General features: G+C 54.5%; 28 protein-coding genes and 1 tRNA gene. 15 read left to right on the top strand and 14 right to left on the bottom strand.

Features of this window, described 5'->3' with window-relative positions:
- Positions 1-37 precede the first annotated feature (37 nt).
- The 8 genes from hisD to RCA23_RS01570 all read left to right on the top strand — a co-directional run bounded on the left by hisD (position 38) and on the right by RCA23_RS01570 (position 4,697).
- Positions 38-1,339 (top strand): histidinol dehydrogenase, encoded by a 1,302-nt coding sequence (gene hisD / locus RCA23_RS01605; RefSeq protein ID WP_044048759.1) that lies wholly within the window; start codon positions 38-40, stop codon positions 1,337-1,339.
- Complete coding sequence (locus tag RCA23_RS01600) at positions 1,339-1,818, top strand: UPF0262 family protein (RefSeq protein ID WP_044048758.1); 480 nt, start codon at positions 1,339-1,341, stop codon at positions 1,816-1,818. Before hisD ends, RCA23_RS01600 begins: the two co-directional genes overlap by 1 nt.
- Before the next feature lie 5 nt (positions 1,819-1,823).
- Positions 1,824-2,282, top strand: coding sequence for an arsenate reductase/protein-tyrosine-phosphatase family protein (locus tag RCA23_RS01595; protein ID WP_044048757.1), 459 nt, complete (start codon positions 1,824-1,826; stop codon positions 2,280-2,282).
- A gap of 202 nt (positions 2,283-2,484) precedes the next feature.
- Positions 2,485-2,703: a translation initiation factor IF-1 gene (gene infA, locus RCA23_RS01590; protein ID WP_044048756.1), complete on the top strand. Its 219-nt coding sequence runs from the start codon at positions 2,485-2,487 to the stop codon at positions 2,701-2,703.
- Positions 2,663-3,277 (top strand): Maf family protein, encoded by a 615-nt coding sequence (locus RCA23_RS01585; protein ID WP_052376971.1) that lies wholly within the window; start codon positions 2,663-2,665, stop codon positions 3,275-3,277. Before infA ends, RCA23_RS01585 begins: the two co-directional genes overlap by 41 nt.
- The gene (locus RCA23_RS01580) at positions 3,274-4,296 is read left to right on the top strand and encodes a ribonuclease E/G (RefSeq protein ID WP_044048755.1); all 1,023 of its coding nucleotides are present in this window, start codon (positions 3,274-3,276) and stop codon (positions 4,294-4,296) included. The genes RCA23_RS01585 and RCA23_RS01580 overlap by 4 nt, the downstream gene beginning before the upstream one ends.
- Entirely contained in the window at positions 4,293-4,466 is a 174-nt protein-coding gene (locus RCA23_RS01575; RefSeq protein WP_044048754.1) for a DNA gyrase inhibitor YacG, read from the top strand. The genes RCA23_RS01580 and RCA23_RS01575 overlap by 4 nt, the downstream gene beginning before the upstream one ends.
- Positions 4,467-4,622: 156 nt before the next feature.
- A tRNA-Phe gene (locus tag RCA23_RS01570) sits at positions 4,623-4,697 on the top strand.
- 422 nt (positions 4,698-5,119) lie between these two features.
- On the opposite strand, the gene RCA23_RS01565 is transcribed toward RCA23_RS01570, so the two are convergent.
- Entirely contained in the window at positions 5,120-5,752 is a 633-nt protein-coding gene (locus RCA23_RS01565; RefSeq protein WP_044048753.1) for a glutathione S-transferase N-terminal domain-containing protein, read from the bottom strand.
- Positions 5,753-5,809: 57 nt separating this feature from the next.
- Positions 5,810-6,082 carry an amidase family protein gene (locus RCA23_RS01560; RefSeq protein ID WP_044048752.1) on the bottom strand — a complete coding sequence of 91 codons (273 nt, stop codon included), beginning with the start codon at positions 6,080-6,082 and terminating at the stop codon, positions 5,810-5,812.
- A 590-nt stretch (positions 6,083-6,672) separates the two neighbouring features.
- Between RCA23_RS01560 and RCA23_RS01550 the strand changes: the two genes are divergently transcribed.
- From RCA23_RS01550 to RCA23_RS01540, 3 genes are all read left to right on the top strand, one after another.
- Positions 6,673-7,158 carry an Lrp/AsnC family transcriptional regulator gene (locus RCA23_RS01550; RefSeq protein WP_044048750.1) on the top strand — a complete coding sequence of 162 codons (486 nt, stop codon included), beginning with the start codon at positions 6,673-6,675 and terminating at the stop codon, positions 7,156-7,158.
- A gap of 163 nt (positions 7,159-7,321) precedes the next feature.
- On the top strand, positions 7,322-8,464 hold the full coding sequence (locus RCA23_RS01545; protein WP_044048749.1) for a glycine cleavage T C-terminal barrel domain-containing protein: 1,143 nt from the start codon (positions 7,322-7,324) through the stop codon (positions 8,462-8,464).
- 74 nt (positions 8,465-8,538) lie between these two features.
- Positions 8,539-8,988 (top strand): OsmC family protein, encoded by a 450-nt coding sequence (locus RCA23_RS01540; RefSeq protein WP_044048748.1) that lies wholly within the window; start codon positions 8,539-8,541, stop codon positions 8,986-8,988.
- A gap of 83 nt (positions 8,989-9,071) precedes the next feature.
- Here RCA23_RS01540 and RCA23_RS01535 read toward each other — a convergent pair whose 3' ends face one another.
- Both RCA23_RS01535 and RCA23_RS01530 read right to left on the bottom strand, forming a co-directional pair.
- Positions 9,072-10,337 carry an FCSD flavin-binding domain-containing protein gene (locus RCA23_RS01535; protein WP_044048747.1) on the bottom strand — a complete coding sequence of 422 codons (1,266 nt, stop codon included), beginning with the start codon at positions 10,335-10,337 and terminating at the stop codon, positions 9,072-9,074.
- Positions 10,338-10,363: 26 nt separating this feature from the next.
- On the bottom strand, positions 10,364-11,014 hold the full coding sequence (locus RCA23_RS01530; RefSeq protein ID WP_052376970.1) for a c-type cytochrome: 651 nt from the start codon (positions 11,012-11,014) through the stop codon (positions 10,364-10,366).
- Positions 11,015-11,307: 293 nt separating this feature from the next.
- Here RCA23_RS01530 and RCA23_RS01525 point away from each other — a divergent pair, with 293 nt between their 5' ends.
- Together RCA23_RS01525 and RCA23_RS01520 are read left to right on the top strand one after the other, a co-directional pair.
- Positions 11,308-12,216: a DMT family transporter gene (locus tag RCA23_RS01525; protein ID WP_044048745.1), complete on the top strand. Its 909-nt coding sequence runs from the start codon at positions 11,308-11,310 to the stop codon at positions 12,214-12,216.
- Positions 12,217-12,332: 116 nt separating this feature from the next.
- Positions 12,333-14,522 (top strand): NADP-dependent isocitrate dehydrogenase, encoded by a 2,190-nt coding sequence (locus tag RCA23_RS01520; RefSeq protein WP_044048744.1) that lies wholly within the window; start codon positions 12,333-12,335, stop codon positions 14,520-14,522.
- A 47-nt stretch (positions 14,523-14,569) separates the two neighbouring features.
- On the opposite strand, the gene RCA23_RS16155 is transcribed toward RCA23_RS01520, so the two are convergent.
- Together RCA23_RS16155 and RCA23_RS16690 are read right to left on the bottom strand one after the other, a co-directional pair.
- On the bottom strand, positions 14,570-14,740 hold the full coding sequence (locus tag RCA23_RS16155; protein WP_430903589.1) for a DUF2256 domain-containing protein: 171 nt from the start codon (positions 14,738-14,740) through the stop codon (positions 14,570-14,572).
- A 2-nt stretch (positions 14,741-14,742) separates the two neighbouring features.
- Positions 14,743-14,907 (bottom strand): DUF2805 domain-containing protein, encoded by a 165-nt coding sequence (locus RCA23_RS16690; protein ID WP_236631417.1) that lies wholly within the window; start codon positions 14,905-14,907, stop codon positions 14,743-14,745.
- Positions 14,908-15,169: 262 nt separating this feature from the next.
- On the opposite strand from RCA23_RS16690, the gene RCA23_RS01510 reads away from it, so the two are divergent.
- Positions 15,170-15,370 carry a hypothetical protein gene (locus RCA23_RS01510; RefSeq protein ID WP_044048743.1) on the top strand — a complete coding sequence of 67 codons (201 nt, stop codon included), beginning with the start codon at positions 15,170-15,172 and terminating at the stop codon, positions 15,368-15,370.
- Between the two features lie 41 nt (positions 15,371-15,411).
- On the top strand, positions 15,412-15,651 hold the full coding sequence (locus RCA23_RS01505) for a hypothetical protein (RefSeq protein ID WP_044048742.1): 240 nt from the start codon (positions 15,412-15,414) through the stop codon (positions 15,649-15,651).
- Between the two features lie 52 nt (positions 15,652-15,703).
- On the opposite strand, the gene cueR is transcribed toward RCA23_RS01505, so the two are convergent.
- The 8 genes from cueR to RCA23_RS01465 all read right to left on the bottom strand — a co-directional run bounded on the left by cueR (position 15,704) and on the right by RCA23_RS01465 (position 25,106).
- A complete protein-coding gene (gene cueR / locus RCA23_RS01500) occupies positions 15,704-16,093 on the bottom strand; it encodes a Cu(I)-responsive transcriptional regulator (RefSeq protein WP_044048741.1) in 390 nt (129 codons plus the stop codon).
- Positions 16,094-16,120: 27 nt separating this feature from the next.
- Positions 16,121-18,373, bottom strand: coding sequence for a heavy metal translocating P-type ATPase (locus RCA23_RS01495; RefSeq protein ID WP_052376968.1), 2,253 nt, complete (start codon positions 18,371-18,373; stop codon positions 16,121-16,123).
- Positions 18,374-18,463: 90 nt separating this feature from the next.
- Positions 18,464-19,270, bottom strand: a complete 807-nt coding sequence (locus tag RCA23_RS01490; RefSeq protein ID WP_044048740.1) for a 3-hydroxybutyrate dehydrogenase — start codon at positions 19,268-19,270, stop codon at positions 18,464-18,466.
- Complete coding sequence (locus RCA23_RS01485; protein ID WP_044048739.1) at positions 19,263-20,801, bottom strand: class I adenylate-forming enzyme family protein; 1,539 nt, start codon at positions 20,799-20,801, stop codon at positions 19,263-19,265. The genes RCA23_RS01490 and RCA23_RS01485 overlap by 8 nt, the downstream gene beginning before the upstream one ends.
- 45 nt (positions 20,802-20,846) lie before the next feature.
- Positions 20,847-22,046 carry a mannonate dehydratase gene (uxuA, locus tag RCA23_RS01480; RefSeq protein WP_044051172.1) on the bottom strand — a complete coding sequence of 400 codons (1,200 nt, stop codon included), beginning with the start codon at positions 22,044-22,046 and terminating at the stop codon, positions 20,847-20,849.
- Complete coding sequence (locus tag RCA23_RS01475) at positions 22,043-23,098, bottom strand: Gfo/Idh/MocA family protein (protein WP_044048738.1); 1,056 nt, start codon at positions 23,096-23,098, stop codon at positions 22,043-22,045. Before RCA23_RS01475 ends, uxuA begins: the two co-directional genes overlap by 4 nt.
- On the bottom strand, positions 23,095-24,096 hold the full coding sequence (locus RCA23_RS01470) for a Gfo/Idh/MocA family protein (protein WP_044048737.1): 1,002 nt from the start codon (positions 24,094-24,096) through the stop codon (positions 23,095-23,097). The genes RCA23_RS01475 and RCA23_RS01470 overlap by 4 nt, the downstream gene beginning before the upstream one ends.
- Entirely contained in the window at positions 24,087-25,106 is a 1,020-nt protein-coding gene (locus RCA23_RS01465) for a Gfo/Idh/MocA family protein (RefSeq protein WP_044048736.1), read from the bottom strand. The genes RCA23_RS01470 and RCA23_RS01465 overlap by 10 nt, the downstream gene beginning before the upstream one ends.
- Positions 25,107-25,195: the final 89 nt, after the last annotated feature.

Raw genomic sequence — 25,195 nt, 5'->3', positions numbered from 1 at the left:
GACATCGCGCTAAGTCAGGGCAATCTTGGGGGATCGAATGCCACAAACTTTGAATATCAATCAGGCTGATTTTGAAGCCTGCTTTCTGGCCTTGCTGACAGCGAAGCGGGAAGACAGCCCTGATGTGGATGCCATTGTCGCAGATATCATCGCAGATGTGCGCGCCCGCGGAGATGACGCGGTCATTGAGCTGACCGAAAAATTTGACCGGCTTAATCTGACGCCTGACACTTTGGCGTTTTCGCGCGAAGAGATTATGGCCCATTGCGCAACCGTGCCCACCGTCGAACGCGAGGCGCTGGAGCTGGCCGCAGATCGCATTCGTGCCTATCACGCCCGGCAACTGCCTCAGGATGCCCAATGGGAAGATGAAACAGGCGCAGAATTAGGCTGGCGCTGGACCCCCGTATCGGCAGCGGGTCTTTATGTGCCCGGCGGGCTGGCCTCCTATCCCTCTTCTGTGTTGATGAACGCAATTCCGGCCAAAGTGGCTGGGGTTGAGCGCTTGGCGATTTGCGTACCCACGCCAGACGGGGTCACAAATCCGCTGGTGCTTTTGGCCGCGCATATCGCCGGGGTCGATGAGATTTACCGCATTGGCGGGGCGCAGGCCATTGCGGCGCTGGCCTATGGCACCGAGACGATCGCCCCAGTCGACAAGATCACCGGGCCCGGCAATGCATTCGTTGCCGCAGCCAAGCGGCGGGTCTTTGGTAAAGTCGGTATTGATATGATCGCCGGACCCTCCGAAATCCTCGTAATCGCCGATGGGGATAATGACCCGGCCTGGATCGCAACAGATTTGCTCAGCCAAGCCGAACATGACGAAAGCGCGCAATCCATTTTGATCACCGATGATGCGGAATTTGGTGAGAAGGTGATGCAAGCCGTCACCCGGCAGTTGGAAACTTTGGAACGCCGCGTGATTGCGGGTGCATCTTGGCGCGATTTTGGGGCGGTGATTGTGGTCAATGATATGGCAGAGGCCGCGGCCCTGTCCAATCGGCTCGCGCCTGAGCATTTGGAGCTCTGCGTCGCGGATCCCGACGGCTTGGCGGCGCAAATCACCCATGCAGGCGCAATTTTCCTTGGCGCTTGGACGCCAGAGGCAATCGGGGATTACATTGGAGGGCCCAATCATGTGTTGCCAACGGCACGGTCCGCGCGATTCTCCTCCGGACTCTCTGTCATGGATTTCGTCAAGCGTACCACTTTGACCAAAATGACCCCGGCCTCATTGGCTGCCATAGGTCCTGCCGCTGAGGTTTTGGCCATTTCAGAAGGCCTTGAGGCGCATGGATTGTCAGTGCGCGCTCGGTTAGATAAACTGAACAGATAATGAGCTACATTTCAAAAATATCCCTGGACGACAGCAATCTCTCGCCCCCCACTCCTGAAATTGATCAAGAGCGGAAGGTGGCAATTTTTGACCTCTTGGAGGGCAACAGCTTTGCCTTGCCGGCCCGCGACGAAACCCCGCCACCCAGCGGGCCTTATGAGTTGGAACTGTCAATACGCGACCGGCGCCTGGTTTTTGATCTCACCACAGAAGATAAAGAGAAGGCCGCTGAATTTCACCTGTCCCTTGGCCCCTTTCGCCAAGTGGTAAAAGACTATTTTCAAATTTGCGAAAGCTATTTTGAAGCTGTGAAGACCCTCCCGCCCAGCCAGATTGAAACCATCGATATGGCCCGGCGCGGAATTCACAACGAAGGCGCGCGGGTCCTGCAAGAGCGCCTCAATGGCAAAGCCGATATTGATGAGCAGACGGCGCGTCGCCTGTTCACCCTTATTTGCGTTTTGCATTTCGGGGGATAGTTTAGATGTCGCGGCTTCCCCAATCTGTTTTGTTTTGCTGCGACCACAATGCCGTGCGCTCTCCGATGGCGGAAGGCCTGATGAAGAAATTCTACGGCCATGAAACCTACGTACAATCGGCGGGTGTTTTGGCCGATATGGATGTCGATGGATTTGCCATTGCCGTTTGCGCTGAACTTGGGATTGAGCTGGCACGCCACAAGACGCGGTCCTTTGATGAAATGCAAAAATTGGGCGATGAGCTCTCTTCTTTTGATCTCATCGTCGCGCTCTCCCCCGCCAGCCAACGTGAAGCAAAAGAGATTACACGCTTTTACGCGCTGCAAGTCGAATATTGGCCGATCACGGATCCAACCGCGACGGGCGAGACCCGCGATCAAAAGCTCGAAGCCTATCGTCAGGCCCGAGATCAGATCATTGAGCGACTGATTGCAAAATTTGGGGCCCCCAAAGAGGGTATCTAGGCACCATGACAGGCGATGATTTGCACCGATTTAGATGATTCTTCATCTTTGCGCCGCCCCCAAACGGGGTAAACCGGCCAAATTCACGCCTCACAGACGCGATTTCACAGAATTTACGCGGAATCTGACTTGAAAATTTGTGCAACTCCGCTCATTTAGGGGCACGCTTGGCATTAGGTCAGGCTTTTTTGAAGGAGAGACCATGGCGAAGGAAGAACCACTCGAATTTCCCGGTGTCGTAAAGGAGCTCTTGCCTAACGCGACGTTTCGGGTTGAGCTGGAAAATGGCCATGAGATCGTTGCAACAATGGCAGGCAAAATGCGCAAAAACCGAATTCGGGTTTTGACTGGCGATAAAGTACAAGTTGCGATGACCCCCTATGATTTGTCTAAAGGACGGATCAATTACCGTTTCAAGTAAACAACTGATCTTGGGATCAGGAAGCCCCCGCCGGCGTGAATTGCTGGCGGTCTTGGGCCTGCACCCGGCTGACGTGCGCGCACCGGATGTGGATGAAACCCCACGAAAGGGTGAATTGCCGCGCAGCTATTGTAACCGCATCACGGCATCCAAGGCCGAAGCTTTGCCTGCGGCTGCAGATGAGGTCATCCTCTGCGCAGACACCACGGTTGCGCTGGGGCGCCGCATCATGGGAAAACCCGCCGATAGAGACGAGGCGCGCGCCTTCCTGCAAAAGCTCTCCGGGCGTCGCCATAAGGTCATCACCGCCGTGGCCGTGAAAACCACTGAGCGTATTTGGCAAAAAGATGTGGTCTCAACCGTGCAGATGAAACCCCTCTCGCCGCAAGAGCTTGAGGGCTATCTGGCTACTGAGGATTGGCAAGGCAAGGCTGGCGCCTATGGCATCCAAGGACCTGCGGGCGCCTTCATCCCTTGGATTTCCGGCTCCTACCCTGCGATCATGGGCTTGCCCCTGCCACAGACCGTGCATTTACTGCAGGCCGCAGGGCTCAATATTTGGGGGCAATTATGAAGGGCAAGCAAGTTGTTCTGGGCCACATTGGCAAGACCAAGGTCGCAGCGCTTTTGGTCGATGGGATCGTGCAGGACGTTCTGGTCGAAGATCTTAATCGCCTGCCCCTCGGCAGTCTTTTACGCGCTGTGGTCGATCGCCCGGTGAAAGGCATCGGCGGCGTGATCCTTCGCCTGCCCAATGGCACAGGGTTCCTGAAGAAGGCCAAGGGATTGGCACCCGGTCAGACCCTCATGGTGCAAACTTCAGGTTTTGCCGAAGAGGGCAAAGCCGATCCGGTCACTCAAAGAATTTTATTTAAAAGCCGTTATGCGATTGTCACTCCGGATCAACCCGGTCTGAATATCTCGCGGCAAATCTCCTCTGATGATCTGCGCGATGCGCTCACGCTTTTGGCCAAATCCGCAATGAGCGGCTCCGATATGGGGCTTATCATCCGCAGCGCGGCGGCGGCAGCAGATCTTGAAGAGATTGGCGAGGACATTCAAACCATGCGCGCCACCGCTGAGGCCATCGCCGCGGAAACGGGGCCAGACCCCGAGGTTCTGCTCGAGGGCGATGATCCACATGTGCAGGCTTGGCGCGAATGGTCGGATGTGACAAATGTGCTGACCGCCGATGATGATCTCGAAGGCAGCGGAGCTTTGGATCAAATCGAGGCTGCACAGGAGGCTTGGGTGCCGCTGGGCAGTGGCGGCATGTTCATTGAGCGCACACGCGCCATGATCACCGTAGATATCAACACCGGCACTGACCTCTCACCTGCAGCGGCGCTTAAGGTGAACCTGGCCGCAGTAAAAGATCTGCCCCGCCAATTGCGCCTGCGGGGCTATTCAGGACAAATTGCACTTGATTTCGCACCAATGAGCAAACGAGATCGCAAACCGATCGAAGTGGCCCTGCGTGCCGCGCTGCGCAGCTGCCCTGTCGCCACTGAATTTGTCGGCTGGACTCCCCTTGGCCATGGCGAGCTGAAGCGTAAACGCGAGCGCCCTGTGGTGCAAGATGTCCTGATATGAGTTGCCCCATCTGCAAAAAGCCGACCGAACCAGAGCACCGGCCCTTTTGCTCTGCCCGCTGCAAAGACATCGACCTCAGCAAATGGTTGATTGGCGGCTATGTGATTGCAAATGATGATGAAAGCGATGGCTCTGAAGTAGAACCCGAAGCCGGCGACCCGGAGGTCTAGCCCCGCAGTGTAACCGGCCGAGGCAGAGGCCAGAGCATTTTAAATCCTGCAAATTTCATTTTCGACCTTTTTGCAAAGAAAATCCACGGAATCAGCTGGACAGTCCCAAGCGGGTCGCCTAAATACGCCTCAGCCTCGAGGAAGATCCTCACCCATGCCCGGGTAGCTCAGGGGTAGAGCAGTGGACTGAAAATCCTCGTGTCGGTGGTTCAAATCCGCCCCCGGGCACCACAAAATAAAACGAAAATAGACGTTTAACCTAGGTGGTCACACCAAGTTGTAGCTAGGTTATTCTGTCTAAATATAACCTTTTTGTCAAAGGGTGTGTGACCAGTGTGTGACCGTGAATGTGCGGACGATCACGGGCAGTGTGGGTGGGGTTACTGTGCCCAACCCATGCAATTGAGCCGCAGGACCACGGACCGGGGGCCCCTATCCCAGGGCCCCGCGCCTCGGACCACGGGGCTTTAGTATTAGCGTTGTAGATTCATTGAGGGGGAGTTTTGTTTGGTAACTGGATCGCCACTCACGCATCAATTTTAAGTTAAACCGTGCCGCTGCTCTCTCTGAGTGGCGTCAATTATTGAGCGCATAGAGTTAAATGTTACCTGCACTCCGAAGCGTGGTCTTATTAGTTTGACAGCAACTTTCACTTAATCCACTAAAGGCTCTATGGTTTGTACTTGCGGTTTTGTATTTAAAAATGATGGCCTGTCCTTATGGATTACCCAATACTTTTCCAAATTTGGGTATTTTGTCTTCCAATTAAATTTTATGAACCTTAAATCAAGATATTCTAAGCACGAAAACGCACACACATCTGCAATGTTAAAATGACCTCCCACAAAATATTTTTTATTACCAAGATGATCTGAAAGATATTTTGTTCCTTCATAAATCTTTTTTTCTTGCCTTTGAACCCAGTCATTACTGCGCAATGTTTCATTCCTAGAGTTTTCAAGAAAAACTAAAACGATTGCATCACAAACGCCATCTGCCACAGACTCAATCAGCCTTGCGCTGATATTATCTTGTGGATCTTTAGGGTACATGAGTTGGGCTTCGTTAATATGATCGAGGTATTGAACTATAACTTTGCTATCGAATAATGGTTCTTTGTTTTCCTCAATAAGAATTGGAATTTTCCCTAGTGGATTGAAGTTTTTCGTTATAGTACCCTTGTTCCAAGGAACATCTACGACCTCATTAAATTCAATATTTTTTTCACGCAGTGCGACCCGTACTTTACGTGCAAATGGACTTGGTGTGGCAATAACAAGTTTCATAAAAAGGACCTAAGTGGTGGCTGCATTCACGGTAGTCTAGCCGAAACTAACTAGGCATCAACCCGCAGTATGCATGTTGGCATGGGCAATATTGTCTTTTATGAGAACAACCGTGCAAAACAATGAATTTGCCTCGTTGTTTTTAATTTTTTTGTCTATTCTCGATGCGTGGTCCATAGCGGCATCATTAAGTTCCAAAACCGCATTATAAGCTTCATGCTGCTTAATACGATAAACATAAAACTGTACTACCTCTTGGCACGAGTAGTCTCCTGCGCTTATCCCCGATTGGATGGCCTCAATATTTGCATAGGCTAATGCGGGTTCCAATTCCTGATACCGATTGGAAAAATCATCAATACCAAAGGTATGAATAGTCTAATGAGCGTTTGTATTTTGAAATCTGTTCGTTGTCATGTTGAAGCGTGACTTGATCCAGATATTTATAATAAAAAACATAGCCAACACCTAAGATAACAAGAATTAATGCCAAGGTAGTTGATAGAAGAATTTTGAATATTTTTTCATGTGTCAATGCAACCTATCTACAGTCTGCTTTGTATTTTAGAGCTATTTAAATTAGCTTGAGCGTCGCAACCTTCGAATTGATAAAGGAATTGGTTAAGGTAAGTCTGAAATGGTCCTGCTTTTTAGGACAGCCTAGCGGCGTTGCTAGGATGTATCCGTTGGTTGATCATACCGCTATTTTTTCCTTTTCACCAGCAAAAATCCTTGATCTGGGGTTCGTTTTGCAAGGGCTGTGGGTGGGCGTTTGGCGTCGGTTGTCCCATGCTCAAAGAGACCTGATGTTGGCTTGTTTGGATGCGCCTGCCAAATTTATGTCTAGGATCGGGGCAGAGAAAACTCTAACATGTGCCTGACACGATGTGCGTAAACGGTTTCATGAAAGACAAATTCATATGAAAAAATTGGGGCTCGATGCTACGGATATCCGCATATTAAGTGCCGTTCAACAGCATGGACACCTGAGCAAGACGCGCCTTGCGGAGCTTGTGAACCTCTCACCAACCCCGTGTTGGGCACGGCTTGATCGTTTGAAATCCGCAGGTCTCATTCGCGGCTATCACGCAGATCTTGCCCTGGAGCGCATCATAGATTTCACCCAGGTTGTGGTGACCGTCGCGATGAGCTCGCACCGCAAAATTGAATTTGAACGCTTTGAGCTGTATATTCGAAACTTAGATGAAGTGACCCATTGCATCGCAACCGGCGGCGGAATGGACTATGTCATGACGGTCATAACGCCCAGTTTGGCCGCGTTTCAGCGCCTCATGGAAGAGATGCTCTCAGCCGATCTGGCGATTGAGCGCTATATGACTTACATCGCAACTCGCCAGGTCAAAAGCAGCTATCCTAATCTCGCAAAACTCACCACTGCATCTTAAATTCCCGGGCAAAAGACCAAATGGTCTAAGCCGGGCAGTAAATCAGTCTAATCTGCCGCATTCGGGTGGATTATCGGACTGTGAGCGTGACGGTATCGGATTAAATCTCAAGCAGAATTCACTTTTTCCTGGCCCGATTGGCCAGCAGTTCAGAGGGCGCAAAATGACACAGGCAGATGATTTTGGCTTCGGTACACAGATCCGCAAATCCCCTTACTTTGACGCAACCGTCCGATGGGGGGCACAGGGTTTTTCGGTCTATAACCACATGTATATCCCGCGTGATTTTGGGGACCCGGAACAGAATTTCTGGAACCTTGTGGATCAAGCGATCCTCTGTGACGTTGCCGTGGAACGTCAGGTTGAAATTACAGGGCCGGATGCCGCAAAATTCACACAGATGCTGACCTGCCGCGATCTGTCAAAGATGGCCGTTGGCCAGTGCAAATATATCCTGATCACCAATGCGGATGGCGGTATTTTGAACGATCCGATACTGCTGCGGTTGGCGGAAAATCATTTTTGGATTTCCCTGGCGGACAGCGATATTTTGCTCTGGGCACAGGGTGTGGCAGTGCATTCCGGCCTCAATGTACAGATCAAAGAGCCTGATGTTTCACCGCTGCAACTGCAGGGCCCGAACTCAGGCCTTATTATGCAAGAGCTCTTCGGAGACAGCATTACGGATCTAAAATACTACTGGCTGCGCGAGTTGGAATTGGAGGGGATCCCCCTGGTCGTGTCTCGCACAGGCTGGTCCAGCGAGTTGGGCTATGAGCTTTATCTGCGCGATGGGTCAAAAGGCGATCAGCTTTGGGAATTGATCATGGCTGCAGGCGCATCGCACGGGTTGAAGCCCGGTCATACCTCCTCGATCCGTCGGATTGAAGGCGGAATGCTTTCCTACCATGCGGATGCAGATATTGACACAAATCCCTTCGAGCTGGGATTTGATCGCCTCGTCAACCTCGATATGGATGCAGAGTTCATCGGCAAAGCTGCGCTGCGCAAGATCAAGCAAGAGGGCCCGATGCGCAAACAGGTCGGGCTGGTCCTCGACTGCGCCCCGCTGACCGGACCAAACACCACCTTCTGGGCCATCCAACAAGATGGCGCGACCATTGGAAAAGTGACCTCCGCAGTCTATTCCCCGCGCTTAAAGCAAAACATTGGCTTGGCAATGGTTGCCACCGATGCGGCCATTATGGGAGCCGAAGTGGAGGTTTTGACCAATACCGGAGCGGTGAAAGCCACTATGGTGGAGCGCCCATTCTATGATCCCAAAAAACAGATCGCAGCCGCGTAACATGCCATCGGCGGCCTGTCCTTGCATGAGTGCGGCAGGCCACCCATCTTTCCTATTTAAAACGAGATAGCCCTATGTCTGATCTTTCCATTGAGCTTCATTGGCAGCGCAAAACCCCTGTGTTTGCCACAGGAACCTATTCAAATTCTCACATCGTACAAATGAATCGATTGCATGAAATTGACGTGGATTCAGCTCCAGATTGGGGCGGTGATCCGGCGCATACCAATCCCGAGCAAGCTTTGGCCTCTGCCCTGTCCAGTTGTCACATGATGACCTTTCTCGCATTGGCGGCCAAAGCCGGATGGCCGGTGGCCAGCTATCATGACTATGCAGAAGCCCATCTGGGAAAAAACCCCAAAGGCCAGATGTCCGTCACCCGCATTGATCTGCATCCGGTCGTGCGCTTTGATACTGGTTTTGCGGTGGCCGATGAGAAATTGGCAGAGATGCAGGACCGCGCGCATCGCTATTGCTTTATTGCAAATACCCTGGCGGACAGCGTGGAAATCAATATCCGCTAAGTCTTGGCACAGAGCGCATATAGGCTCGGGCCACTTTTGGAATAATGAGGGGGGCTTTGAGCATCATCAAAGCCCCCGACTGTTTAGCCGAACATATCCGCGGTGATGCCTGCATACCAACCTTCGGATTCCTCGTAGGTGGCTTTGCGCACTTCGGCGGTCTCGCCAGTTGCTGAGATGAAACCATCGACCTTTGCAATCTTTTCATCGGTGGCTTCATAAGTTGCACCGACTTTCACACCATCATTGGTGTCAATCAAAGACCAGCATGTGTTCGAGAATTTCGCTGGGAAAACGCGAGATCCCGTCAACGCCCCGCGCACGGCATTGGCGCAGACCTTGGCTTGGCTATTTGCAGAGAAGCCTGACTTTGGCATGTCGCCTTGTTGAGAGGCATCGCCCAGAACATAGACATCCGCATCCGCTTTCGTGGACATGTCAATCGCGTTGACCGGGGCAAACTTGCCGTCGGTCACACCAGCAAGCTCGGCGATACGGCCCGCTTTCATGGCGGGGATCACGTTGCAGACGTCAACTTTGGTCACTTCACCATCAATTGTCACCGTCATGGCGCCGGGGTCCACCGAAACGTTTCCGCCGCCGAAATCATCGCCAATCCAATCGATCATCCCGCTGTAATGTTTGCCCCAACCTTCTTGGAACAAGCCTTGCTTCGAGAATTTCGGTTTCGGATCTGCCACAATGATCTTTGCGGTCGGATTATTAGCCTTCAGATAATGCGCCACCATTGAGACCCGCTCATAGGGCCCAGGAGGGCAGCGGTAGGGATTGGGCGGCGCGACCATGGCGAATGTGCCACCCTGGGGCATCGCGGCGATTTGCGCTTTGAGCAATTCTGTTTGTGAACCACCTTTGTAGGCATGAGGCATGGCGTTTTGCGACGACAGATCCCAACCGGCAACAGCCCCGTCGACAAAATCAATCCCAGGAGAGAGAATGAGCTTGTCATAAAGCACAGATGCACCACCGGCCAATGTCACTGTTTTCGCATCGCGGTCCACGCCAACAGCCCAATCATGCACGACGTTCACACCGCCGGCGGCCATTGTGCCGTAAGAATGTCCAAGATCATCAATGGTTTTGATCCCACCGAGATAAAGGTTCGAAAAGAAGCAGGTGTAATACATGCGAGAAGGTTCGATCAAGGTGACGTCAACCGCGCCTTTGCTGTCTTTGGCGATGTAGCGCGCCGCGGTCGCACCGCCGGCCCCGCCGCCAACAACCACAACCCGCGGCTTTCCATGGCCGCCGGCGAAGGCCATGGGCGCTGCCAAAGCGGTTGCCGCTGCTGCACCACTGCCCATAAATACACGTCTATTCAGTTTCATGTGTTCTCCTCCCAGAGTTTTGCCCGTTATTCCAGGTCACTAAAATACGCCGCAAGTGCTGCGATCTCTTCATCAGACAGACGCCCTGCCATCATTTGCATGACAGGGTGTGATCTAATTTTTTGTTTGTAGGCATGCATGGCGATCACAAAATCTTCTGTTGGCCAAGCGGTGATTCCAGGGATGCCATCATTGGACCCGCTGCTTTGATGACAGGTCAAACATTCGCTGGAGAGATATTCACCATATTCTGCGTCTCCCACCATGGCCAGTACCGAGGGATCAAGCTTTATGTCGATCCCCTGCCCTGTCTCTTGCATGTTTGACGCACCGATCGGACCGTTAGAAAACGACCGCAGATAAGCTATCAGATTTGCCCGATCTTCTGGATCCTTAAGGCCTCGGAAACTCATCCGAGTCTTGGCCACCAAAGATTTTGGACTCTCAAGAAAGCTGTCCAAAGTATCTTCAGACCAAACCAGCCCATCTTTCCCGGCTTGGATCATACTTTTCGAGTATTTGGCCCCTTCCAGCCCGCCGGCAGTGCGTCCCAAAATATCATTCAGTTGCGGGCCCACACGGTTTTTCGCCTGGTCGCCAACTTGATGGCACGATTGGCATTTCTTAAAAACAGCCGCGCCCAGAGCCGGATCTCCCATGCCGCTGGCCTGAGCCATTCCGGTTAAAAAGAAAGCCGCAAGCACAAAAAATGTTCCACGATTGAGGTGCAGGAACCCGTCCTCCCTTATTTACACCTGAACAGGAAACAAGAAACAAGCCAATAATGCAATCATAAATGCGCATGTATGAATGTAATATTATAAGAACTCTGCCCTTTGATCTATGACCCAAACCCTTCCTTTGAAAATTCGGTAAAATTTACAGGGCTTGTCAATCGCCGCATTTTGCATCTTCCTAAGCTGGCGTAAACTCACACAGGCTGCAATCCAAAGGGCCAGATTGGACAGAGATGACCGATAACATTCGCGGCATCGCGCTGAAAGTAACAGCGGTTTCGATATTCACCTTTATGATGGCGCTGATCAAAGCCACGTCGCAAGAGGTGCCGACCGGGCAACAAGTGTTCTTTCGGGCATTCTTCACGCTTTTGGTGGTGATTGGCTGGCTCTCGATACGCGGGGATTTTCCAAAGGCGCTGCGCACGTCCAATATTTTGGACCACACATGGCGCGGCCTGGCCGGCGCGGCCTCTATGTCCTTGCGATTTTTCGCTCTTGGGGTGCTGAGCTTTCCAGAGGTGGCCGCCCTGGGCTTTACCACGCCTTTGATTCTGACAGTTTTAGCCGCGTTGATCTTGGGAGAGACCGTGCGGGCCTTCCGCCTCACGACGGTGGCTCTGGGCTTCATTGGTGTGCTTATCGTCCTTTGGCCGACCTTAAACATGGACGGCGCGCGCAGCACATTAGAAATTATAGGTGCCACTGCAATCTTAGGATCGGCCGCTTTAGCGGCCTTGGCGCAAATTTTCGTGCGGCGGATGGTGGCAACAGAGGGGACCGCGCAGATTGTCTTTTATTTCTCTCTGCTCATCACCGTGTTGTCCTTGTTCACCCTGCCGTTTGGCTGGGTCAAACCCTCCTTTGAAGCAACCGCCATGCTGATCACCGCGGGTGTGATCGGCGGGATTGGACAGATTTGCCTCACCGCTGCCTATCGCAATGCACCCGCCTCAGTGGTGGCGCCTTTTGATTATACGTCGATGCTGCTGGCCTTGGCATTGGCCTATTTCTGGTTTGGCGAAATCCCAACCGCTTGGACCATAACCGGCGCCTTGGTCATCATCGCCTCCGGCGTGGTAATCCTCTGGCGCGAGCAGCGCTTGGGCCGCAACCGCAACCGCGGACAGGCCCCGCTATAGGCCAATCTAAAGCATAATTCCCGATCAAAAAAAATGTTTCGCATACCACGGTATACCATCGACCTTTGCATTCTTATTCGCTATGAGAGGGCAAATCTAGCCGCAAGGAATGCACAATGACTGATATTATTTATACAAAAGTTGACGAAGCGCCGGAGCTTGCCTCCGCATCCTTCCTCCCGATTCTCCAAAAGTTTTCCGCTGCAGCGGGCGTGACCATCGGCACCAAAGACATCAGCTTGGCTGGGCGCATCCTGGCGGCCTTTCCAGATTACCTCAGCGAAGAGCAACGCCAACCCGATGATCTGGCCGAGCTGGGCCGCTTGGTGAAAACGGCCGATGCCAATGTCATCAAACTCCCAAATATCTCCGCATCCGTGCCGCAACTGGTTGCAGCCGTGAAGGAATTACAAGCCAAAGGCTATGCGTTGCCTGACTATCCTGAAGCGCCGCAAACGGACGCCGAAAAAGCCGTCCGCGCAAAATATGATGCCCTCAAAGGCTCCGCGGTCAATCCGGTTCTGCGCGAAGGCAATTCTGATCGCCGTGCGGCCAAGGCCGTTAAGAACTTCGCACAAAACAATCCCCACCGCATGGGTGATTGGTCCGCCGACAGCAAGACACGCGTGTCCTCCATGAACGGTAACGATTTCTTTTCCAATGAAAAATCTGCCACCCTACCGGAAGATACCACCGCAAAAATCGTTTTGGAAACTGCCGATGGCGAAATCATCCTGAAAAATGATATCCGCTACACCGCCGGAACCGTGGTTGACGCCACCTTCATGAGTGCCGCGGCTCTCAAAGAATTTTTAGCGGCAGAAATTGAGAGCACAAAATCTGACGGCACTTTGTTCTCATTGCATCTGAAATCGACGATGATGAAGGTCTCCGATCCAATCATTTTCGGCCATGCGGTCAAAACCTTCCTCGCCCCGGTTTTCCAAGCCCATGGCAGCGCGCTTGCTGAGCTCGGCGTGAACCCCAATTTCGGTTTGGGTGACTTGCTCGAGCGCGTCAAAGACAATGCGGACATTCTCGCCGATATCAACAGCTGCATCGCCGCACGCCCGCCTATGTATATGGTCGACAGCGACAAGGGCATCAGCAATCTGCATGTGTCCTCCGATGTCATCATCGACGCCTCCATGCCCGCGCTGATCCGCGCAGGCGGCAAAGGCTGGGGTCCAGACGGGCAGGAATCAGACACCAATTGCGTCATTCCTGATAATTCCTATGCCCCAGTCTACGACGAGACCATCAAATTCTTTAAACAGAACGGCAAGTTGAACCCAGCTACCGCTGGCACGGTGCAAAACGTTGGCCTCATGGCTCAAAAAGCCGAAGAATACGGCTCACACCCGACAACCTTTGAAGTGCCAGAGGCCGGCACGGTCAAAATGATCCTGGCCGATGGAACCGTATTGCACGAACATACCGTCGAAGCTGGTGACATTTGGCGCTCGGCCTCAACCAAGAAAGCACCGATTGAAGATTGGGTAAACCTCGCGATTTCCCGGCAAAAAGCCGAGAATTGTAACGCGATTTTCTGGCTTGACGCCGACCGCGCCCATGATGCGGAATTGATTGCCTATGTCAAACCACTCTTGGACGCCAAGGGCGTGGCAGATAAGTTCGACATCATGACGCCACGCGACGCCACCAGGGCATCGCTTGAAATCATCACGAAGGGCAAAAACTCCATTGCCATCACCGGCAATGTTTTGCGCGATTACCTCACCGATCTGTTCCCAATCTTGGAATTGGCCACATCCGCAAAAATGCTATCGGTTGTAAAACTGATGAACGGTGGCGGTTTGTTTGAAACTGGCGCGGGCGGCTCTGCGCCCAAACACGTTCAACAGCTCAACGAGGAGAACCACCTACGTTGGGACAGCCTGGGCGAATTCTGCGCCTTAGGCGAAAGCTTGACCTTCCTGGCTGAAGCAAAAAACAACAGCAAAGCCCGTGTTTTGGGACAAGCCGTTGATGCGGCCACCCAGTCCATTTTGGACGAAAGCCGCTCGCCCTCCCGCAAGGTTGGTGAGCCTGACAACCGCAACAGCCATTATTGGTTCGCGCGCTACTGGGCCAATGCGCTTGCGACGCAAAACAGTGATGCAGAGCTCGCAGCCCATTTCGCGCCGATTGCAAAAGCTTTGACGGAGGGAGAGGAGGCCATTTTGGCGGAACTTGCAGCGGTTCAAGGTACGGCGGCGGATCTTGGCGGATATTATCGGACAGATGCCGATAAAACCGTTGCGGTGATGCGCCCTTCTGCCACGTTAAACGCCATCATCGACTAAACACGCAAAGACGACCGAGCGGGGCATGCATCCCGCTCGGCACAGCTTCAATTTTTCTCATCGCCTCCGGCGACCACAGCGGTCGGCTTTCGCATCAGGCGGCACTTCTGCGAACAATATTGCACCTCATCCCATGTCTTCGCCCATTTTTTGCGCCATACATAGGGCCGCGCACAGGTTCGGCAGATCTTCGAGGGCAGATCTGATTTCTTTTGCATTTTCATTTGTAATGCGCCCGCCGGCTCCCAAAATCATGCACCCTTTTGCGCCAGGCCCGGTAGCTGCCAGCTTTCAAAGTCTTGCGCATCAACAGCTTCACCTCTGCCTCGCGCAGCCCATGTAGGTTTCGGATATCAGAAAAAGACACATGGTCAGACAGGGCCATTTCAATAACCTCGCTGATGTCTTTTTCACTCAAAATCTTCGATGGGGCGCCCACAGTGTTTTTGTCCTCGTGCTTCACTTGAACGGTTTTAACTAAGATGCATCCGTTGAAAGAAAAGCCCAAGCGCAAAAGACTTTGAGATTTCAACATTGAGCGAAGCCTATGAAACCACAAGGATTTTAAAGTATTCCATTGTATTCCTTTACTTTTTACGACTCATCTCTAGTTTAACGGTCAACGGAAGCAGAAAAAAGGGACCGCAATGACAGTTCAGAACGCGCACCGCCTCGACCATACCGAAATCGACCGCATCGCTGCGGTGATGAATGACCGCTTGAAACACCTGACCTTTAAGAGCCGGAATTTAGACAATGCCTCAGCGATGAAACGTATCAATTCTGAGGTCTGCGAGATCAGTGTGCTTCTTGGCAAGCTTGACGCCCAGAAACAGGTCGGCGTGTAACCTCGCCCGATTTAGACACGCCCCCCGTGAGAGGACAGTACATGACAAAACCAAATGAAACCTTCACCCTGTCGGTCCGCGACTTGGAGATCATCGAAGACGCGCTTGGCGCAAAAGTGTCGCGCCGATCCCAGCGCATGATCGAAGCCGCAACGTCGCCGGACGCGTCTTTTCCTGACGAGATTAAGTCTGAGATCACCGAGTTGCGCGATTTGCTTGGACGTTTGTGGAACCAAAAAACCTTCTATCGCCCAACCGACCGTTTCGTTGGCGGCGGCTGAACGCGGCGACGCTTCGGCAGCGCGGCCGACAGGCCCTAGGGCGAGTGATCGATCAACTCAGCGTCGCAAGATCGGACAAGATTGGGCACGTGGGGCGGTCATCGCCGGCGCAGGCTTCGATCAGATGCGATAGGGTGTTGCGCATGGCCTGCAATTCTTTGACCTTGGCATCGATGCGCGTCAAATGTTCCTGGGCAATTTGCTTCACATCGGCACTGGCGCGCGTGTCATTTTCATATAATTGCAGCAAGGCCCGGCAATCTTCGATAGAAAACCCCAAAGACCGCGCCCGGCCCAGAAATGCCAATTTATGCACATCGCTCTCGCGAAAGCTGCGATATCCATTGGCGCTGCGCTTGGGCTGAATAAAGCCAATTTCTTCATAGTAGCGAATGGTTTTGATCGGCAAGTCCGCCATTTTTGCCACTTCACCAATATTCATATCGCGACCCTCCGTCTTAGCAATCCCTCACCTGGCTGCGCGAACATAGCGCAAGCGCAGCGCATTGGCCAAAACAAAGATGGACGACAGCGCCATAGCCGCTGCTGCAAGGATGGGCGAAAGGAGCATGCCAAAGGCCGGATATAGCGCACCGGCTGCCACTGGGATCAACGCCACATTATAGCCAAAAGCCCAGAATAGATTTTGCTTAATATTGCGCAGGGTCAGCCGCGACATCTCAATCGCGTTGACCACACCCAAAAGATCACCCGACATTAAGACGATATCAGCACTCTCAACCGCCACATCTGTGCCTGTTCCCAACGCAATGCCAATGTCTGCCGCCGCCAGCGCCGGAGCATCATTGATGCCATCCCCCACGAACGCCAATTGGCGGGCCTTGGTTTTCAGCTCCGCCAAAACGCGGCTTTTGTCAGCAGGAAGCAATTCTGCATGAACCTGATCGATGCCCAAATCTGCCGCGATTTGCAACGCGGCGTCCCGGCGGTCACCGGTCAACATAACCACCGTGATCCCGGCCGCTTTGAGCTGCGCAATCGCCCCTTGCGTCGACGGCTTCAGAGCGTCGGACACACCCGCAAGCGCAATCACCTGCCCCGCGCGCGCCGCGAAAATCACTGATTTGCCCTGGCTGGCCAAAGCCTCCGCCGAGCCATGATATCCCTTCACATCAATCCCGCGCTCCCGCATGAAGCGCTCTGTGCCAAGGATCACCTCCTCACCGGCAACATGGGCCGATAGGCCGAGACCCGCATAGGTTTGCCCGTCCTGGATTGGGAGCAAATCAAGGCCCTCTTCAGCTGCGGCCATCACGATTGCCCGCGCGATGGGATGATCTGATCCCTGTTCCACACTGGCCATCACCTGCAAGGCCGCACGGCGCCCAAGGCCATCTGCCACATCGAGATCTGTCAACACAGGTTGGCCGCGGGTTAATGTGCCGGTTTTGTCAAAAGCGATCACGTCCACATCTGCCAACAGCTGCAAAGCATCCCCTTTGCGAAACAAGACCCCCATTTCAGCCGCGCGGCCTGTGCCCACCATGATTGACGTCGGTGTTGCCAACCCCATGGCACAGGGGCAGGCGATGATCAGAACGCAAACCCCCGCCACAAGCGCATAGGGAAGCGCCGGTGCCGGTCCCCAAATCATCCAAACCGTGACGGTCACAAATGCCAAGGTCAAAACCATCGGCACGAACCAAAGGGTCAGACGGTCGACCAAAGCCTTGATGGGCAATTTCGCGCCCTGTGCTTGCTCCACCAGCTGGATGATCTGCGAGAGCGTTGTGTCGTGACCGACGCGGCGCGCCTCATAGATCACATGTCCCATGCCGTTGACTGTGCCAGCGGTGAGTGCGGCCCCCGTGGACTTCTCCACCGGTCGCGGCTCGCCGGTAATCATGCTTTCATCTATATAGCTTGAGCCCTCATGCACCACACCATCCACCGCCACACGCTCACCGGGCCGCAGGCTCAAGACATCCCCAACAACAATCTCTTCAATGGGACAATCCACAAATTCTCCCGCCCGGCGCACCTGCGCAGTTTTCACGCGCAGACCCAAAAGACTTTGAATGGCCTTTCCCGTGCGCCCTTTGGCGCGATTTTCGAGATCACGGCCAAAAAGGATCAAGACCACAATCAGGCTCGCAGGTTCATAATATACGCCCGACACCCCTTCGGGCAAAATTTGCGGCAGAAAGGTGGCGATGAGTGAAAAAGCATAGGCCGCACCCGTGCCCAGTGCCACGAGGGAATTCATATCAGGCGCCCCGCGCCAAAGCGCTGGAAATCCGCGGCGATAAAAATCCAACCCAGGCCCAAAGAGCACAGCGGTTGCAAAGATGCATTGAATGATCCAATTGGCCTTTTGGCCGATCACATCGGCAATCAACCTCTCAAAGCCCGGAAGGATATGACCACCCATACCGAGTATAATCACCGGTGCGGCCAGAAACACAGCCAGCCGGCTGCGCCGGCCATAGGCTTCGGCGAGCTGTTGTTTGCGCGCCTGCACTTGCCCATGGCTGTCCTCGGAATGCTCTTGCGCTGCATAGCCCGCCGCAGTGGAGGCCGCGATAAAATCGGCGCGACTGGCCAGATCTGGCGTATAGGTCACCTGTACCGTCTCGGTGGCAAGGTTCACATCTACCGCCAAAACGCCGGGCAATTGCCGCAAGGCTTTATCCACCCGCCCGGCGCAGGACGCGCAGCTCATGTTACTCACAGACATCACTAATGTATCAGGCGCGCGCATAAATCTCTCCTAGCTTCACCCCTCCTAAAGCCTCCACCCACTGGAGGGTCAAGCGAAACCTACACGCCGTTTAGCAAAAACAGATATGCGCTATTGCGCGGTCCATCCTCCGTCAATGGGAATGCTTGTACCTGTAACATTATGGGCAATCGGAGCGCAGAGCCAAACCGCCAAGGCACCAATCTCCGAAGGATCTGCGGTGCGCGCGGACGGTTGCTTTTCGGCCACCAATTCCGCCTTTCCTGCGGCCCGGTCACCACCATATTTCTCAGCCCGCGCCATGATCTGCGGTTCAATCAAGGGGGTATCGGTCCAGCCGGGGCAAATACAATTCACCGTCACCCCGCCAGTCTCAGCACTGCCCACAGCCGCATATTCCAATGCGGCCACTTTCGACAGGCCAACCAAGCCAAATTTCGCAGCCACATAGGGCGCTTTTTCTTTGGAGGCCACCAAACCATGTACGGATGCAATATTTATCACCCTGCCATAACCACGCCGCGCCATATTCGGCAAAGCCTGCCGCATCGTATGCAGGGCACCTGAGAGGTTGACCGCAATAATCGCGTCCCAGGTCTCGCGGGTCAAATCTTCTAAGCTAACAGTGCGTTGAATGCCTGCGTTATTGACCAATATATCCAAGGGGCCCCAATCCTCAACATCGGAGACCAAGGTTTCGATGGCATCGGGATCGCGCATATCCCCCTCAAAGAAGCGCACGTCACCTGCGCCAGCCGCGCGGATGATCCGGCTGGCCTCGGCAATCTGATCGGCATCCGCAAGCCCATGAAGCGCAATCCGCGCGCCTTGCTGGGCCAAAGCCGTCGCTATGGCCAGCCCAATGCCCTGAACAGAGCCTGTGACCAGCGCAACCCGTCCTGTAAGATCGTTATTCATCACCTTCTCCATTTTCCAATATAGTCCGAAGTTTTGTTTTCAAGATTTTTCCGTAATTGTTCTTGGGCAGCTCTGCCACAAACCGGTAGTCCTTGGGCCGCTTGAACCTTGCGATCTGCGCAATGCAATGCGCATCAAGCTCTGCGCGGGTCACCGCTTGCCCAGCCACCGGCACAACGAAGGCCACCACCACCTCGCCCCAATCGGCCTCCGGGCGTCCAACCACGGCCACCTCTGCCACATGTTCATGCTCCAGCAAGACCTCTTCGACCTCACGCGGATAAATATTCGAGCCACCAGAGATGATCATATCTTTCGAGCGATCATGCAGGGTGACAAATCCATCCGCATCCATCGCCCCCATGTCGCCGGTCCAAAGCCAACCCTCCCGGATCGTCTTGGCGGTGGCCTGCGGGTTTTGCCAATACCCGCGCATTACGATGCTGCCAGACACCAAAATTTCGCCAATTTCGCCAAAGGGCAGCGTTGCGCCCGCCGCATCAGCGATACGCACCAAAACCGGGCTCTGTGCCACGCCCACCGACCCCAAGCGCGCCTTCCAATTGTCATGGCTCCGGTCACTGACAAATTCACGGCGCAGGGCGGTGATGCCCATGGGACACTCCCCTTGGCCATAGACTTGCACAAATTTATCGCCCAAGACTTCGACCGCCTCCATAATATCGGCCATATACATCGGACCGCCGGCGTAGGTGATGGTCTTGATCCCCTCGCCTAGGCTGCCAGAGGCACGGGCCTGCGCCACCAAACGCTTGACCATAGTGGGGGCCGCAAACATCGAGATGTGACCAATGCGCGGGGCCAATTGCAAAATTTCCTCGGCGTCAAAGCCTTGGCTTTCAGGCACCACATGCCGCGCGCTTTTGATAACATGCATGAAATTATAAATCCCAGCCCCATGCGACATCGGCGCGGCGTATAGGATGGCATCCTGTGCGTGCACCTCATCGACGTCACTGAAGTAAGCAAGAGACATCGCGGTGATATTGCCAGCGGTGATCATCACACCCTTGGGCCGTCCCGTTGTGCCCGAAGTATAAAACAGCCAAAGCAGCTCATCAGCGCCAATCACCTCTGGTGCAGGCTGCGGGGTTTGCTGGCGCAGCTGGGCAAATCTGCGGCCCTGCACATCAAGCAGGTTTTTGAGGCAAGCAGGTGCGACCTCTTGCAACCCGGCCCCAGTATTTCTGGTGACAAAAACCAGCTCCGCCTGCGCATCTGCGATAATCCAAGCGGCTTCCTTGGCGTGTAATTTTGCATTGATGGGCACAGCCACAGCGCCGATGAACCAAATCGCATAGAGCGCTTCGAGATATTCGGTGCAATTGCTCATAAACACCGCAACCCTATCGCCCTTGCTGATCCCATATTGCGCCCGCAACCCGCCGGCTAAAGCAGCCACCCGATGCAAAAATTCCGCATAATCGGCCTCAAGCCGCGCGCCTTTGAACAAGGCCGGGGCCTGTGGCGTCAGCAGGGCCGTGCGGACAAGCCATTGCGCAGGGTTCATGGATAGAACTCCTGGACAAATATCACCTTTGGAAAATCTTGCATCTTACACCTCCGATGCATGAGCGCCGAAACTGGCCATCAGACCGCGCAGCTCGGCCAAGCCGCGCATACGCCCAATCAGCGGATAGCCCGGCGTGCTATGCCCGCCAAGATCACTGAGCAACTCTTGGCCATGATCCGGTCGCATTGGAATTTGCCAATCCGCACGTCCCTCGGCACGGCGGCGTGTTTGTTCGGCCATCAAGGCCCGCACGGTACCCACCATATCCGTATCACCCTCAAGATGGGGTGCCTCAAAGAAATCTGGCCGCGCAGCATCTGATCCGGCGATGCGTTTGGTATTGCGCAAATGGGCGAAATGGATACGCGGCCCATGGGTTTTGACAAAGGCGGGCCCATCAAAATCTTCCGCAACCCCCAAGGATCCAGTGCACAGCGTTGCACCATTGGCAGGCAGATCCACCGCGTTTAAGACCAAGCTGTAATCGGCACAAGAGGACATCACCCGCGGCAGGCCCAACAGAGAAAACGGCGGGTCGTCCGGGTGACAACACAGGCGCAGACCCAGCGCCTCGGCGCAGGGGGCGACTTCCGACAAAAAATCGATCAAATGAGATCTAAGCTGTGCCCGTGTGATGCCCTTGTAGCTGTGCAATAACGCGCGCACATCGCCCAAGCTCCAGCTGTCATTGGCGCCCGGCAACCCCGCGATAATATTGCGCTGAAGCTGTTTTTTCCCGTCATCAGAAAGGGCGTTGAATCGCTCCGCAGCCGCAGCGCGCTGGGCCTCACTATAGCTTTCAACTCCCTCTTCGCGCTGAAGAATATGCAAGTCGAAGACGGCAAAGTCGATCAAATCAAATCGCATCGCGGCGCCCCCATGGGGTTGCTTGGCGCGCAGATCGGTCCGGGTCCAATCTAAGATTGGCATGAAATTATAGCAAATGGTTGTGATGTTTGCGGCCGCGAGCGCTTCAAGGCTGGTCTTATAGGCCGTGATATGCGCCTGCATCTCAGGTCCTTGCGTTTTAATGGCTTCAGAGATCGGCAGGCTCTCCACGACATCCCATTCATAGCCCGCAGCCCGCAAAATCCTTTGCCGCTCGGAAATCTGAGCCGCGCTCCAGACCGTTCCCGGCGGCCTCTCATGCAGCGCGGTGACAATCCCTTCAACGCCCACTTGATGCAGTTCATCCAAGGGAATTTGATCCCCAGGCCCAAACCAACGCCAACATTGCTTCATGGCAACCATCCTTTGTAGAGCTCATGGCTCGGATCAAGTGGTAACTCCACCCGACGGCCGGTGCGGGCACTGTGGTAGATCGCCGTGACCAGCGCAACGGAGGTCGCCCCGTCTTCGAATGTCACCGCTTGGTTTTCATGGCCCGCCAAATCCAAAGCAATCTGCGCAAAAAAACCCTCAAAGCCAATCGGCTCATGCGGTGTTGTGCTCAAAGCCGCATCCAATTGCGCCTGCCTGTGTGGCGCGCGGGCCTGAAAGCTCCAGGGCTCGGCACCCGGCGCATAGGGGGCGGTGCCAGAGGTGGCTGTGAGATGCTTAAAGACAAACCGCAGCCGGGTTTCATCTGTGGCCGCGCCAAGCGTGATGCTGCTCGTGGCCAATGCACCTGAGGTCATGGCAAAGCTGATGCTGGCGCAATCTTCGGTTTCGATCTCATTGACACGCGTGGTGGTTAGAGCCGAAAGGCAGGCAATATCACCGGCGATATGGGTCAAGAGATCGTGATTGTGAATGGCATGTCCCAAAACCGCCCCACCGCATTCGCCTGCCCAGGTGCCGCGCCAAGGCACTGCATAGTAGTCCGCGCCCCGCGACCAATGGGTTTCAAGCGCAGCCACCTGCAGCTGTCCAGTCAAACCGCAAGTCATAAGATGGCGCAACTGAGCAAGCGAGGGGCCCCAGCGGTATTGAAATACCGGATAGACCTTGCGATCTGCAGCCTGCGCGGCCCGGCGGATTTCATCCACATCTGCCAAAGAGGTGGCCAGGGGTTTTTCACAAATGACATGCTTGCCAGCAGCTAAAGCCCGCTGCGTCACAGAGGCGTGCAAATGCGGGGGCAGGCAAATATCGACAACTTGCACCTGCGGATCCGCCAAAGCTTGATCAATGTCCTTCAACGCTCGAAAACTGTCGCCGTCTTGCCGGATGTCCTCTACCCGCGCCAGGTCTTGGTCCACAACAGCCCTGACGGTGAACCTGTCTTTCAAAGCGCGAAAGGCGGCCAAATGTTCCCGCCCAATGCCCGCGCCTAAGATGGCCACATTAATCATAACTCATCCGCCATCTGTTGCGCGCGCAGCGCCAATTCCATGACGGTGAAACAATGGGCTTGACGCATTGCTGTCTCACTGCGGTTCTCAATATCATAGGCCAAACGCGCAAAATAGGGCAGGCCCGCAGCGGAGGCATCGATTTTCTCACATCTGTCGCCATTGACCAAGATCACGTGATCCGTGCCTTTTTGCCCACCCACATCCACATATTTGCGCAGTTCAATATAGCCCTGCGTGCCCAGAATTGTCAGCCGCCCGTCGCCCCAATTGGGCAAGGCATCCGGCGTGAACCAATCCACACGAATATAACCCGTGCCCCGGTCACTGCGCAGATTGATCTCGCCAAAATCTTGCACCTCAGAATCACCGGGGTTTGCGTAATTGGCGGTGAACGCATGGGTCACTTCGGCCGTATCTGAGCCGGTGTAATGCAAAAATTGGTCAATCTGATGCGAGGCTATATCGGTCAAAATGCCACCAAAACAGGCCTTCCGAAAAAACCAATCGGGGCGTGTGGCGCGGTTGAGCCGATGCGGGCCCAGCCCCACGGTTTGCACCACCTGTCCAATCGCCCCCGCGGCCACCAGTTGCGACGCAAGAGTGCTGGCGGGGGTCTCGAAGCGTTCCGAAAAATTCACAGACCAAATCCGTCCGGTCTGCGCCACACAGGCTTTGATCTGCTCCAATTGCGCCAGCGTCGTGCAGCCGGGCTTGTCACTCATCACATCCATCCCCTGCTGCATCGCCTTGACTGTCAGCTGCGCGCGGTCAGATGGGATGGCAGAGATCAGGGCCAAATTGGCGCCGCATTCCAGCGCCGCTTGCAGGCTCTCAAATCGCGGCAAATGTGGAAATCTCTTGCGAAACCCGGGCAGGGTCTCAGGATCACCTTCGGTCCAATACCCTAGGCAGGTGACCCCGGCCTTGGCCATGTTCTCTATCATGCCATAGATGTGACGATGATCCAGCCCCAACGCGACGCATGTTAACCCCATTGCTGCACCTGTTGTTTCTGGCCGCTCTCACTGGACCGTTGCATTGCATCAATCACCGCGTGAGCTGCCAGCGCGCTTTGCCCAGTGGCCAAAGGTTGCCCCCCGCTCCGCAGAGCCTGGGCAAAGTCTTCGATCACGCTTTGGTGCCATTCATGGGTAAAGGCCATCGGATCTGCACCGCCGCCGGTGGCGCCCTCTGCTCCAACCCGCGTCTTGCGGCCGTCAAGATAAGAGATCTCAAGCACACCAGAGCCAACATGCGCCGCGGCTTTTGTGCCCTGCAACGCAATCGTCTCCGCCCCACCCGGATAGGCAGCCGTCGTCGCCAGAAGCGTACCAAAAGCCCCGCGTTGCATGTCAAATAGCGCGCCGGCCCAATCCTCCGCCTCTAAGTGGTGAAGTGCGGTTTGCCGCATCATGGCTTGCACCGCACTGATGGGGCCCAGCAACCAAATGGCCAAATCGAGCGTATGGATCGCCTGCGAAATCATCACGCCGCCGCCATCGCGCGCATAGGTGCCGCGGCCCGGTGCGTCGTAATAGCTTTGCGCCCGCCACCACTGCACGCGCAGATCCACGGTGCAAATTTCGCCCAACTCCTCGGCATCTAGGGCCGTCTTCAGGGCTTGGCTGGCCTCTCTGGCGCGGTGTTGCAGCATCATCGCGAGCGGAACGCCCGCCTGCGCGCAGATCTGCACAAGATCGGAGGCGGCTTGAACATCCCGTTCAATCGGCTTTTCCATCAAGATCGGCTTTCCCGCCGCCGCCAGCTCCTGCACAATATCGCGCCGGGCATTGGGGGGCGTGGCCAGAATAACAAAATCAATCGCCGGATCTTGCGCAATCTCCTGTACCGAAGCGAAGGCCCGCGTTGCATGACGGGCGGCAAAATCGGATGTTTTGGCTGAATCTCGGCCCCAAACACCGCTCAAATGCAGCTTTTCGGCGCTTTGAACCGCCTGAACATGCGTGGCGGCGACCATCCCCAAACCTATCAATGCAATATTCATCGCCCCCCCTGTCTTCCTTTAATTTTGACCCATTGCGCTGCAAAGATGCAAGCTGCAATATAAAGTCCAAAGGCAAATATCGCCGCCCG

It is taken from the genome of Planktomarina temperata RCA23 (assembly GCF_000738435.1).
In the GTDB taxonomy this organism is placed as follows: Bacteria; Pseudomonadota; Alphaproteobacteria; order Rhodobacterales; family Rhodobacteraceae; genus Planktomarina; species Planktomarina temperata.
Note: the sequence above shows the minus strand (reverse complement) of the source record. Positions and strands in the feature narration are given on the sequence as shown.